The following is an 11,752-nucleotide window of genomic DNA, read 5'->3' as shown; positions in this document are numbered from 1 at the left end:
ACGTGGCTGATCCGCGGCTCGGCGTCAGCCGGTGAGGTCGTCGGCGAGCAGGTCCATCAGCAGGCCGTCGTGCCAGCGGCCGTCCGCGCCGCGCTCGTAGCGGCGCAGCACCCCCACCGGACGAAAACCAACCTTGGCGTACGCCCGGATGGCAGCGCTGTTCGCCGCCGCCGGGTCGATGGTGAAACGGTGGTGGCCGTACTCGTCGATCAGGTGGCGGGCCAGGGTGCGGATCGCGTCACCGCCGAGGCCGGCGCCGCGCTCCGCCGGGTCGAGGAAGACGTCCAGGCTGGCGTGTCGGTAGTCCGGGTCCGCCTCGGCGTACCACTGGATCGCGCCGATCACCCGGCCGTCGTGCTCGATCGCGTACACGTGCAGGTCGTCGTCGGCGAGGTCGGCGCGCACCGAATCGGCCAGGTCGTCGCCGCCCCGCCACCACCGGCGTACCTCCGGGTCGGCCCGGATCGCCGCGAGGGCCGGCACGTCCGCGCCCGTTGCCGGTCGTAGCGTCACCGCCCGCCCTCGCAGCACCGGCTCAGCCCCGGATCTCGCCGTGCTCGACGCAGACCGCCGACCAGCCCACCGGCAGCACCTGCACCTTCATGCGGCGTCGGCACGAGGGGCAGAACCGGGGCGGCTCCAACTGGCGGGCCGACGCGCAGGCCGGGTGGGCGGTGGCCGTCGCCGACTCACCGCACCGGTCGCACCACAGCTGCGTCGTCGTCATCGTCGTCACAGCGTGTCGGAGAGGGCCTTGACCGGCATCTTCAGCTCGTTCAGCAGCTCCAGGTCGGCAGTCGCCGGCCGACCCAGCGTGGTCAGGTAGTTGCCGACGATCACCGCGTTGATGCCGCCGAGCAGACCGTCGCGGGTGCCGAGGTCGCCGAGGGTGATCTCGCGACCACCGGCGTACCGCAGGATGGTGCGCGGCATGGCCAGCCGGAACGCCGCGATGGCCCGCAGCGCGTCCTTGCCCTCCACCACCGGGCGGTCACCGAGTGGGGTGCCGGGGCGAGGGTTGAGGAAGTTGAGCGGCACCTCGTGCGGGTTCAACTCGGCGAGCTGCGCGGCGAACTCGGCCCGCTGCTCGACGGTCTCGCCGAGGCCGAGGATGCCACCGCAGCACACCTCCATGCCCGAGTCGCGAACCATCCGCAGCGTCTCCCAGCGCTCCTCCCACGAGTGGGTGGTGACCACGTTGGGGAAGTACGACCGGCAGGTCTCCAGATTGTGGTTGTAGCGGTGCACACCCATGTCGACCAGGTCGTCGACCTGCTCCTTGCTGAGCATGCCCAGCGACGCGGCGACCTGGATGTCGACCTCCGCCTTGATGGCGGCGACGCCCTCGCGCATCTGCTTCATCAGCCGGGCGTCCGGACCGCGGACCGCGGCGACGATGCAGAACTCGGTCGCACCGGTCGCGGCGGTCTGCTTCGCCGCCTCGACCAGCGACGGGATGTCCAGCCAGACGGAGCGCACCGGCGAGGTGAACAGGCCCGACTGTGAGCAGAAGTGGCAGTCTTCCGGGCAACCGCCCGTCTTGAGCGAGACGATCCCCTCGACCTCGACCTCCGGGCCGCACCAGCGCATCCGCACGTCGTGAGCGAGCTGGAGGGCGGCGGGCAGGTGCTCGTCGGGCAGGTTCAGCACGGCGAGGATGCCGGCCTGATCGAGGCCGACACCGTCACCCAGGACCTGGGTCCGGGCCTGGTCGAGGATCTCTGGCATGGCTCGTACCCTACTAGGCCTGTGCGAGAGCCCCCGATCAGCCGGAATGCCCTGGCAGTTCGCGGACAGCTCGCACCGAGTGGAATCGTCGGGGCGGTGGCGGCGGGTGGTAATTTCGCCCGGCGGGTGTCGGGCTGACCGGCACGCACAGCGGGGGAGGGTGACGGTGGCGGACTGGCTGGCGGCGCTCGACCGCCGCGCGCAGCTGCGGGCGAAGGCCGGGCTCACCCGGCGACTGCATCCGCGTCCGGCCGACGATCAGATGACCGATCTGGCCGGCAACGACTACCTCGGCCTGGCCACCCACCCGGAGGTCACCGCCGCGGCCACGGCGGCCCTGTCGGCGTACGGGCTGGGGGCGACCGGGTCGCGCCTGGTGCGGGGCTCCACCGACGCGCACCGGGCGTTGGAGGAGGACCTGGCCCACTGGCTGGGCACCGACGGGGCCCTGGTCTTCTCCTCCGGCTACCTGGCCAACCTCGGTGCGCTGCGGGCGCTCGTCCAACCTCGGACGCTGCTCGTCTCCGACGCGCACAACCACGCGTCGCTGATCGACGGCTGCCGCCTCTCCGGCGCGGAGACGGTGGTCACCCCGCACGCCGACGTCGATGCTGTCGCCGCCGCGCTCGCGGCCGCACCCGGCCGCCCGGCGGTGGTGGTGACCGAGTCGGTCTTCTCGGTCGACGGTGACCTCGCCCCGCTGGCTCGACTGCACGCGGTGGCACGCCGCCACGGCGCGCTCCTGCTGGTCGACGACGCGCACGCGCTGGGGCTGACCGGCCCGGCCGGCGCGGGCGCGGTGGCGGCCGCCGGGCTGGCCGGCGAGCCGGACGTGGTGGTCACCGCCACCCTGTCCAAGGCGCTCGGTGGCGCGGGTGGCGTCGTCGCCGGCCCGGCCGAGTTTGTGCGGCATCTGGTCGAGACGGGGCGCACGTTCATCTTCGACACGGCACTGCCGCCGGCGGTCGCCGCCGGTGTGCACGCCGCGCTGCGGCTCGCCGAGGTCGGCGACGACCTGCGCGCCGAACTGTCCGACCGGGTGAGGGTGGCGGTCGGTCGGCTGCGGGCGGCAGGGCTGACCGTCTCCGCACCGGACGCGGCGGTGATCTCGGTGACCGCCCCCGGGCCGGAGGCGGCGACCGCCTGGGCCGCGGACTGCCGGGACCGGGGCGTCGCGGTGGGCTGTTTCCGGCCACCGTCCACCCCGGACAGCCGCTCCCGTCTGCGCCTCACGGTGAGCGCGGGAGTGCCCCGGGCGGCGTTCGAGCGGGCGCTGGACGTCATCGTGGACTGCGCCCCGTGAGCGCGAGGAGTGAGCCGGGTTTGCGAGCCCCGCAGTCGCGAACAGAGACCACCCCGTGAGCGGGTGGGCGGGGTCGGTTCTGGTTACCGGGACGGACACCGAGGTCGGTAAGACGGTGGTGACCGCGGCGATCGCGGCCGCCGCGCAGGCGGCCGGGTTGCGGGTGGCGGTGGTGAAGCCGGGTCAGACCGGTACGGCCGGCGGTGAGCCGGGCGACGTGGATGCGGTGAACCGGCTGGCCGCGCCGCTGACCGGTCGGACTCTGGCCAGCTATCCGGATCCGCTCGCCCCGTTGGCCGCCGCGCGGGTCGCCGACCTTCCGCCGCTGGAGTTGTACGCCGCGGTGGACGCCGTCCGCGCGGAGGCCGACAAGCACGACCTTGTGTTGATCGAGGGCGCGGGTGGGTTGCTGGTTCCGATGGGGCTGCGGCCGTCGGGGGAGCCGTGGACGATGGCCGACCTGGCGGTGTCGCTCGGTGCGCCCGCGGTGGTGGTCGCCCGCGCCGGGTTGGGCACGCTCAACCACACCGCGTTGACCTTGGAGGCGTTGGACCGTAGGGCGGTGCCGGCCGGTGTGGTGATCGGTGCCTGGCCGGCCCGGCCGGAGCTGGTGCACTGGACGAACCTCACCGATCTGGTGCCGAACCTGCTCGGCGCGCTGCCCGACGGCGCGGGCGCGATGGACCCCGGTGTGTTCCGACGGTCCGCGCCGGGTTGGCTCACCCCGGCCCTGCACGGCGTGCTCGACGACTGGCGGGTATGGGCCGAGGAGAGCGGCTGAACACCTGACTTTCGTCGGTGTCCGCCCAGGTCGGGCGTAGGTAGCCTGACCGCCGTGCGGATCCTCGACTCCCCGCCGCCGGCTTGGCTGCACCGGCGGCGTCGCCTGCTGCTGGACGTGCTGCTCTGGGCGGTGGTGGCCGCCCCGGTCGGCTACGCCGAGGTCAGCCCGCCCTACACGCGGTACACGGTGCCGCTGTTGGTCGGCAAGCTGCTGCTGCTCGGTGTGGCGGTGGCGGCGAGTCGACGTCAGCCGTTGGTCTCCCTGGTGTTGGTGGTGCTCGGGTCGTTGATCGATGGCAACTTCGTGTTCGCCATTCCGGTCTTCAGCTATCTCGCCGGGCGGCGCAGCGCCACAGTGGGACCGGCGATCATGGTCTTCGTGCTGATCACGGGCGGCGGCACGGCGCTCAACCTGGGGTTGCTCGGCACCGGCGCGGCCACCTGGTTCCTGCTCGCCTCGGTGCTGCTCTTCGCCGCCGTGTTCCCCTGGTTGGTCGGTCGATACCGCCGCCAGCAGCAGGAGTTGGCCGACGCCGGTCGCCGGCACGTCGACGCGCTGACCCGCGAGCAGCGGGGCGCCGCCGAGCGGATCCGGCTGCGGGAGCGGGCCCGGATCGCCGGGGAGATGCACGACTCGCTCGGTCACGACCTCAGCCTGATCGCGTTGCGCGCCGCAGCCCTGGAGGTCGCCGCCGACCTGGACGACCGGCACCGGGCCGCGGCGGGGGAGTTGCGGGCCAGCGTCTCCGCCGCCACGGAGCGACTGCACGAGATCATCGGGGTGCTCCGCGAGGAGGCGGGCGCGTCACTGCGCCCGAGCGGGGAGACCGTCGCCGACCTTGTCGACGGTGCGCGGGAGGCCGGCATGGAGGTACGGCTGGACGCCGCCCCGGCGGTCACGGAGCTACCGGCGATGACCGGTCACGCGGCGCACCGGATCGTCCGGGAGTCGCTGACCAACGCGGCCCGGTACGCGCCGGGCGCACCGGTCGACGTACGCCTCACCCGCGACGGTGACCGGGTCGAGGTGACAGTCGTCAACGACCCCCCACCGGCCGGGCCACTGCCCGCCTCGCCCTCGCAGGGCAGTGGGCTGCTCGCCCTCGCCGAGCGGGTCCGCCTCGCCGGCGGGACGCTCGACGCCGGCCACCGGGCCGACGGCGGGTTCGCGGTACGGGCGGTGTTGCCGGCCACCGCGCCGTCGCCGGAGGCGATCGGGTCGGCGGCGGAGGTCGGGCCGACGGCGTGGTCCGACGAGCGACAGGGTCCGGCGGAGGGGCCGGTGGACGCCGAGCGGCGGCTGCTCGACGCCCGGCGGCGGGTTCGGCGCAGCCTGCTGGTGGCGCTCGTCGCACCTGTCGGTTTCGCTCTGGTGCTCTCGTTCGTCTACTACCCGGTGGCGACCGCTGGGACGGTGCTGGACCGGGCCACCTTCGACCAGTTGCGCGTCGGCGCGACCCGGTCGGAGCTGGTCGGGCTGCCCCGGCGGCAGTTGGAACGCCCGACGCCGGTCGACCGGGCCGGCTGCGAGTACTACACCGACGGCAACTTTCCCCTCGCCGCGCCGACCTGGCGGCTCTGTTTCACCGATGGCCGGCTGGTCAGCAAGGAGTGGATCGCCTAGTGGACACCGACACGACGGGGGCACCGCCGATCCGGGTGGTGCTGGCCGACGACGAGGCGATGATCCGGGCCGGCGTCCGGGCCATCCTCGCCAGCGACCCCGGCATCGAGGTGGTCGCCGAGGCCGGCGACGGGCACGCGGCGGTGGAGCTGGTCCGTGCCCACCGACCCCGGGTGGCGTTGCTGGACATCCGGATGCCGCGGCTGGACGGGTTGGCCGCCGCCGCCGAGATCCGCCGGGTCGTGCCGGACACCGCGACGATCATGCTGACCACGTTCGGCGAGGACGACCACGTGGCCCGCGCGCTCGGGCACGGCGCCAGCGGTTTCCTGCTCAAGGCCGGCGACCCGCGTGAGCTGATCGCCGGTGTGCACGCGGTGGCCGACGGTGGGGCGTACCTGTCGCCGAGGGTGGCCCGCCGGGTGATCGAGCTGGGGGCTGGCCGGTTGGCCCGCCGACCCGCCGCCCGGGACCGGACGGCAGGGCTGACCGAACGGGAACGGGAGGTGCTGGCCCTGGTCGGCGCGGGTCTCTCCAATGCCGAGATCGCCCGCCGGCTGCACCTCGTGGAGGGCACCGTGAAGAGCTACCTGACCAGCATCTTCACCCGGCTGGATGTGCGCAACCGGGTGCAGGCGGCGATCCTCGCGTACGAGGCGGGCCTGGTCGACGGCTGAGCGGGGGCCAGTCGGCCCCCGCCCAACTCGCCGGCCCTACGCGTCGCGGCGGCGCAGTGCGGCTCGGCCCAGCAGCAGTGCGGCGGCGGCCCACCCGGCGAGTAGGAGCAGCCCGACCAGCGGCGGATAGGGCTCGGTGTCGCCGGCCAGGAAGTGCCCGCCGGCCACGCCGGGGAACACGTCGGCGATCCGGTTCAGCACGTCGATGTTTGGCTCCTGCAACGACAGCGGCACGATCATCAGGGTGGCGAGGAGCACTGTGAGGGTGAGCACCGCGCTGCGCAGCGCGGCACCGAGGCCCAGGGCGAGCACGCCGATCAGCGCCAGGTAGACCGCCACCGCCACGATGTCGCCGACGGTGTCGGCGGCCGGGGCGCTGCCCCACTCGCCGAGCACCGGCCGGGCCACCAGGGCGCCGACGCCGCCGAGCAGCAGCCCGAGCGCGAAGGTGACAGCGCCGGTGACGGCGGCCTTGGCCAGCAGTACGCGACCGCGGGACGGGGTGCACTGCAACGTCGTCCGGATGGTGCCACTGGTGAACTCGGCGGTGATCGCGAGCAGGCCCAGCGCCAGCACCACGTACTGGGTCAGCTCGACCGAGTCGATCAGCACGCTGCCGACGGTGACGATCCCCCGGTCGTCGGTCGGGTCGTCGTTGGTGTTGTCGTTAGCGGCGTAGATGGCCAGCTGGCCGGCGCTCGCGGCCATCACCAGCAGCCCGGCCAGCGCCGTCCACCAGGTGCTCCGCACCGAGGAGAGCTTGGTCCACTCGGCGGCCACGGCACCATTGCGGGTGCGGGTGCTGACGCTCATCGTGCCCCACCTCCGGTCGGGCCGCCGGCGTACTCGACGCTGTCGGCGGTCAGCTCCATGAACGCCTGCTCCAACGACGCGGCGTGCGCACTCAGCTCGTGCAGTCGTACCCCCAGTTCGTGGGCCAGGTCGCCGACCTGGTCGGCGGTGGCGCCGGTGACGGTCAGCTCGTTGCGGTCGGCCGCCTCGACGCTCGCACCGGAGGCGGTGAGGCGCGCCGCGAGGGCGGCCAGCCCGTCCGGGTGCGGGCTGCGGACCCGGACCGCGACAGTGCCGCGGGCGATCACCTCGCCGATCGGCGAGTCGGCGAGCAGCCGTCCCCGACCGATCACCACGAGTTGGTCGGCGGTGAGCTGCATCTCGCTCATCAGGTGGCTGGAGACGAAGACCGTCCGTCCCTCGTCGGCCAGCGAGCGCATCAGCTGCCGCACCCAGCGCACCCCGTCCGGGTCGAGACCGTTCACCGGCTCGTCGAACATCAGCACCGGCGGGTCGCCGAGCAGCGCGCCGGCGATGCCGAGCCGTTGGCCCATGCCGAGGGAGAGCGTCCGCCCCGGCTTACCGGCGGCCCGTCCGTCCAGCCCGACGGTGTCCAGCACCTCGTCGACCCGGCGGGTGGGGATGCCGTTGCTGTGCGCCATGGCACGCAGGTGCGCCCGGCCGGACCGGGCCGGGTGGATGGCCCGGGCGTCGAGCAGTGCGCCCACCTCGTGCAGCGGCCGGCGCAGCTCCCGGTACGCGCGCCCGCCGACCAGGGCCTGCCCGGCGGTGGGACGGTCCAGCCCGAGGATCATCCGCATGGTGGTGGACTTGCCGGCGCCGTTGGGGCCGAGGAAGCCGGTGACCCGGCCGGGCGCGATGTCGACTGTCAACGCGTCGACAGCGACTGTCGACCCGAACCGTTTCGTCAACCCACGTAATGTGATCATGCGCTGACGCTAGGCGAGCGACCTGCCGCCCCGCCGCGCCCGAACGGCACCAGCCACCCCTGACTTTCGTCAGGCCGGTGGCGGACTGGTCACCGTACGTACTGCTCCAGCAGTGCCGGGGTGAGCCCGGCCCGGTGGATCGCCTTCAACGCCGCGAGCAGGTCGTCCATCAGTGCCGGTCGGAAGTGCATCAGCAGCACGTCGCCGGGTTGGACCACCTTCTCCGGGGTCTGGTAGCGCACCTTCCCCTCGTGGACGGTCTCGGTCCAGTGGAAGACCGCCTTCGCGCCGCAGTCGTGCGCGGCCCGCAACGTGGTGCTGTCGTGCTCGCCGAACGGTGGCCGGAACAGGGTGGGCCGCTTGCCGAACAGCCCCTCCAGCTTGTCCGCGGCACCGCAGATCTCCTGCTTCTGGTAGTCGTACGACCGGCCGGCCAGCGAGTTGTGGCTGATGGTGTGGTTCTCCACGACCCCGCCCACTGCCTCGATCTGCCGGAAGTAGTCGGTGTGCTCCGCCGCCGCCGGCGAGTTGAGGAACATGGTGACCGGGATACGCGCCTCCCAGATGAAGTCGATCACCCCCGGAGGCCGGGCCAACCCACCGTCGTCGATGGTGATGAAGGCGACCTTCTGGTCGGTCGGCAGGCGGTGCCAGAACGCCGCCGAACCGGTAGCGGTCAGCGGAATCGGCTGCGGCGGCGGTGCCTCGGGAAACGTCGGCACCTGCGACACGTACCAGGCCAGGCTCTTGAACGCCGGTTTCGCCGTCGCGGACGGCGCGGCCGAAGGTGTGGACGCCGGGGCGGACGGACTCGGCTGAGCCGCGGTGACCTGCCGGGCGTGGGCCGCATGGCTGGGACCGACTGTGCAGGCAGTCAACGCCAGCAGGGCCAGAAGCGTTACGGCAGCAGGGATCCGGCGGGTGGGGATGGCTGACACGCCCGGAAACATACCGAGCGGATGTCAGGATCCGGTCAGCCCGGTGACCCCGGGGGAGCGGCGGACCACGAACGCGTCCGGCATCCGGAAGGTGAGATTGTCCGGGCACCACGGCGGGCGGACCACTGTCACCCCGTCCAGCAGCGGCGCGGTCTCGGCCACCACCACGGCCGCCTCCATCCGGGCCAGCACGTCACCGACGCAGCGGTGCGCGCCCGCCCCGAACGCCAGGTGTCGGCGTGATCCACGCTGGCCCGGACGGAACTCGTCGGGTGACTCCACGACCGCCGGGTCCCGGCCGGCGCGGCCCAACCACAGCACCAGGCTGCTGCCCGCCGGCACCGCCGTGCCGCCCAGCGTGCTCTCCGTCGTCGCCACCCGCCGCCAGGTGACGATCGGTGGTTCCAGCCGCAACCCCTCCTCCACCACGTCAGCCACCGCGACCTCGCCGGTGCGCAACCCGGCCCGTACCGCGGGCTCGCCGGCCAGCCGGTGCAGCAGCAGGGTGAGGAACTGCGAGGTGGTCTCCTGCCCGGCGACCAACAGGAAGAAGAGCGCGCCGACCACCACGTCCGGCGGGTGCCCGGCCGCGCGCAGTTCGGCGGCCAACCCGCCACCGACGGCCGCGAAGTCACGCAGTACCCGGTGGAACCGGCCCACCTCGGCGGCGAGCGCCACCTGCCGGTCGGCGTCCAGTGGCGCCCAGAACAACTCCAGCGCGGCGCGGGCGAACTCCTTGACCGCGCCGACCGGCGCGTCCGGCAGCTCGACCAGCCGGGCCAGCACCAGCAGCGGCAGGTCGGCGGCGAGGTCCGCGTACAGGTCGACCGGTTCGCCGGCGTCGAGCGCGGCGCCGATGCGGGCCACCCGGTCCCGGACCAGCGCGGTGAGCCACTGCCGCTGCGCGGCGACCCGGGCCGGGTGCAACGCCTCCGCCACGATCGCCCGGATCTGCGGATGGCTGACACCCGAGTTGTTCGCCAGGGTCGGCGGCAGCCGGAACCGGTGCCCGGCGAGGACCCGCAGCGCGGTCACCGGCATCGGCGTCACCGCGTCCAGCGCGTTGTCCGGCCGGTAGGTGACCGGGTCGGCGAGGACCTGGCGGACCAGCGCGTGCCGGGTCACGACCAGGTGGGTGCCGCCGACGTGGTCCGGCACCCGGGCCACGTCCGGCCATGCGGGGTCAGCCACCTGCGCCCAGCTGCGGAACAGCACCCGGACACGCTAGCCGGAGGCCCCCGGCAGCCCGGCCCGCAGCCGCCAGACGGTGGTGCGCTTCACCCGCACGCTCTCCAGCGCCTCCGGCACCGGCACGTCGTACGAGGCCACCTCGTCGAAGCGGTCCCGGGGCAGGAACGCCCGGCCGGGGTCACCGACCAGCGCCGGCGCGCCGGCCCGGGTGGCGCGCAGCAGGAACCGCAGGACCCGGCGGGCCATCGCATCGCTGTAGAAGACGTCCCCGGCGAGCACCACCTCGGCGTCCCCGGCGTCGCCGTCGAGGATGTCGCCGAACTCGGCGTCGACGCGTACCCCGTTGGCCTCGGCGTTGAGGGCGACCGCCGCCACCGCCAGCTCGTCCACCTCGACGGCCCGCACCGACGCCGCGCCGGCGCGGGCGGCGGCGATGGCGACCAGACCGGAGCCGGAGGCCAGGTCGAGCACCCGGCGGCCGGCGACCAGCTCCGGGTGGTCGGTCACGTAGCGGGCGAGGGCCTGCCCACCGGCCCAGGCGAACGCCCAGAACGGCGGCGGCCGGTCGCTGGAGAACTCGCCCTCGGTCAGCTCCCACAGCCCGATCGGCTCGTCCGCCTGGTGCAGCCGTACCTCGGGCACGAAAGGGACCGGGGCGAGCCGGGCGTGCAGCCGGACGAAGGTGCTGGAGAGCTCGGACACGGCGTGATTCTCCCAGCGGCCCGACTCCCGGCGTGTCGCGGGGGAGCGGTGACCGGTTCACCACGGTCGGTGAAAACCCACCCCGTCCTTGCCGTCCGGTGCGAACACACCCGTCTGGTCGGGCCGGTGCCCCGCTTCTAGCGTTGCGGGGTGGAGGCGACCGAACGGAGGACGGCGGTGGTGACGGTGTGGCGGTATGCGCTGAGGGCAGGGGTGGTGCTGGCCTGTCTGAGCGGGGTGGAGCTGGCGGTGGCCGCCCCGGCACAGGCGGCCTTCACCACCGAGATGAGCGGCCTGCCGGGACGGTTCACGGCCGGCGAGCAGGTGCGGACGATCTCCGCGGTGGTCTCCCAGACGGATCGACGCGCCAGGTGCGCGAAGGTGCGCTGGTCGATGGTGCTCAGCGTGCAGGGCCTCCGGCTCGACCAGGTGAAGATGGACCGGGTGGAGGAGACCGGCGACTTTCCGCTGGAGATCCGTGCCGAGGGTGACGTGGCCCGGTTGACCGACCGGCAACTCGACCCGGGCACGCTCTGCCCGGGCCGCACGGTCACGGCCCGCTACCGGGTGGCCTTCGCCGAGGACGTCACCGAGGGGCGGGTCACCCTCGCCGCCGAGGCGTACGACGCCAACCTGCGCCTGCTGGCCCGGCAGACCGCCACCCGCTCCGTGGTGGGGGTGGGCGGCGTGCCGACCGGTACGCCGAAGCCGACGGCGACCCCACCGGAGCCCACCGAATCGGCGAGTGCGCCCGCCGAGGACGAGAGCGCGGCGACCGAGGAGCCGGTCGAGGAGTACCCGGCCGACGCGGCGCCACCGGCGGCCAACCGTCCGGTCTCGCAGTCCGGCGCGTTCGGCGTGGTGCAGGCGGCGTTCCTGCTCGGCGGGCTGCTGCTCTTCCTCGGGGTGGGGCTGCTGCTGCGGCTGCGGCAGCTGACCCGGGCCGCGGCCGGGGACGCCGACGAGGCTGACCACGACCCCCCGGTGGACCGGCGCTGGGAGCGTCCCGCCGCCGCCGACCCCTGGCGCCGGGCGCACCGCTGATCGAGGACAGTGGGGCCGGC

At 73.8% G+C, this 11,752-nt stretch carries 13 protein-coding genes; 5 read left to right on the top strand and 8 right to left on the bottom strand.

Annotation, left to right across the window (positions count from 1 at the left end):
* Positions 1–24 precede the first annotated feature (24 nt).
* Genes OH804_RS19645 through bioB form a run of 3 tightly spaced genes read right to left on the bottom strand, consistent with a single transcriptional unit; the run spans position 25 to position 1,728 of the window.
* Complete coding sequence (locus OH804_RS19645) at positions 25–531, bottom strand: GNAT family N-acetyltransferase (protein ID WP_196921774.1); 507 nt, start codon at positions 529–531, stop codon at positions 25–27.
* A gap of 4 nt (positions 532–535) precedes the next feature.
* The gene (locus OH804_RS19640; RefSeq protein WP_196921775.1) at positions 536–727 is read right to left on the bottom strand and encodes a hypothetical protein; all 192 of its coding nucleotides are present in this window, start codon (positions 725–727) and stop codon (positions 536–538) included.
* A gap of 5 nt (positions 728–732) precedes the next feature.
* Positions 733–1,728: a biotin synthase BioB gene (gene bioB, locus OH804_RS19635; protein ID WP_196921776.1), complete on the bottom strand. Its 996-nt coding sequence runs from the start codon at positions 1,726–1,728 to the stop codon at positions 733–735.
* 166 nt (positions 1,729–1,894) lie between these two features.
* Between bioB and OH804_RS19630 the strand changes: the two genes are divergently transcribed.
* The 4 genes from OH804_RS19630 to OH804_RS19615 are packed head-to-tail and all read left to right on the top strand — an operon-like array spanning position 1,895 to position 6,115.
* Positions 1,895–3,031 (top strand): 8-amino-7-oxononanoate synthase, encoded by a 1,137-nt coding sequence (locus OH804_RS19630; RefSeq protein ID WP_406058692.1) that lies wholly within the window; start codon positions 1,895–1,897, stop codon positions 3,029–3,031.
* Between the two features lie 55 nt (positions 3,032–3,086).
* Complete coding sequence (bioD, locus tag OH804_RS19625) at positions 3,087–3,812, top strand: dethiobiotin synthase (RefSeq protein ID WP_196921778.1); 726 nt, start codon at positions 3,087–3,089, stop codon at positions 3,810–3,812.
* A 54-nt stretch (positions 3,813–3,866) separates the two neighbouring features.
* On the top strand, positions 3,867–5,438 hold the full coding sequence (locus tag OH804_RS19620) for a sensor histidine kinase (protein WP_406058690.1): 1,572 nt from the start codon (positions 3,867–3,869) through the stop codon (positions 5,436–5,438).
* 59 nt (positions 5,439–5,497) lie between these two features.
* Positions 5,498–6,115 carry a response regulator transcription factor gene (locus OH804_RS19615; RefSeq protein WP_238658164.1) on the top strand — a complete coding sequence of 206 codons (618 nt, stop codon included), beginning with the start codon at positions 5,498–5,500 and terminating at the stop codon, positions 6,113–6,115.
* 36 nt (positions 6,116–6,151) lie between these two features.
* Here the strand turns inward: OH804_RS19615 and OH804_RS19610 are convergent, their stop codons facing one another.
* The 5 genes from OH804_RS19610 to OH804_RS19590 all read right to left on the bottom strand — a co-directional run bounded on the left by OH804_RS19610 (position 6,152) and on the right by OH804_RS19590 (position 10,688).
* On the bottom strand, positions 6,152–6,928 hold the full coding sequence (locus OH804_RS19610) for an ABC transporter permease subunit (protein ID WP_406058688.1): 777 nt from the start codon (positions 6,926–6,928) through the stop codon (positions 6,152–6,154).
* On the bottom strand, positions 6,925–7,857 hold the full coding sequence (locus OH804_RS19605; RefSeq protein ID WP_406058686.1) for an ABC transporter ATP-binding protein: 933 nt from the start codon (positions 7,855–7,857) through the stop codon (positions 6,925–6,927). The genes OH804_RS19610 and OH804_RS19605 overlap by 4 nt, the downstream gene beginning before the upstream one ends.
* A gap of 89 nt (positions 7,858–7,946) precedes the next feature.
* Positions 7,947–8,795 (bottom strand): polysaccharide deacetylase family protein, encoded by an 849-nt coding sequence (locus OH804_RS19600; protein WP_406058684.1) that lies wholly within the window; start codon positions 8,793–8,795, stop codon positions 7,947–7,949.
* Between the two features lie 24 nt (positions 8,796–8,819).
* Positions 8,820–10,010 (bottom strand): cytochrome P450, encoded by a 1,191-nt coding sequence (locus OH804_RS19595; RefSeq protein ID WP_406058682.1) that lies wholly within the window; start codon positions 10,008–10,010, stop codon positions 8,820–8,822.
* A 9-nt stretch (positions 10,011–10,019) separates the two neighbouring features.
* A complete protein-coding gene (locus OH804_RS19590; RefSeq protein WP_406058680.1) occupies positions 10,020–10,688 on the bottom strand; it encodes a class I SAM-dependent methyltransferase in 669 nt (222 codons plus the stop codon).
* Between the two features lie 150 nt (positions 10,689–10,838).
* Between OH804_RS19590 and OH804_RS19585 the strand changes: the two genes are divergently transcribed.
* On the top strand, positions 10,839–11,732 hold the full coding sequence (locus tag OH804_RS19585; RefSeq protein WP_406058678.1) for a hypothetical protein: 894 nt from the start codon (positions 10,839–10,841) through the stop codon (positions 11,730–11,732).
* Positions 11,733–11,752: the final 20 nt, after the last annotated feature.

It is taken from the genome of Micromonospora sp. NBC_00860 (genome assembly GCF_045207375.1).
GTDB classification, from domain to species: domain Bacteria; phylum Actinomycetota; class Actinomycetes; order Mycobacteriales; family Micromonosporaceae; genus Micromonospora; species Micromonospora vinacea.
This window is presented reverse-complemented; position numbering and strand designations above follow the sequence as displayed.

Excerpts from the sequence above, each read along its gene's own strand:
- OH804_RS19640 (WP_196921775.1), bottom strand. The coding sequence starts at position 727 with ATGACGACGACGCAGCTGTGGTGCGACCGGTGCGGTGAGTCGGCGACG.
- bioB (WP_196921776.1), bottom strand. The coding sequence starts at position 1,728 with ATGCCAGAGATCCTCGACCAGGCCCGGACCCAGGTCCTGGGTGACGGT.
- OH804_RS19615 (WP_238658164.1), top strand. The coding sequence starts at position 5,498 with ATGATCCGGGCCGGCGTCCGGGCCATCCTCGCCAGCGACCCCGGCATC.
- OH804_RS19610 (WP_406058688.1), bottom strand. The coding sequence starts at position 6,928 with ATGAGCGTCAGCACCCGCACCCGCAATGGTGCCGTGGCCGCCGAGTGG.
- OH804_RS19605 (WP_406058686.1), bottom strand. The coding sequence starts at position 7,857 with ATGATCACATTACGTGGGTTGACGAAACGGTTCGGGTCGACAGTCGCT.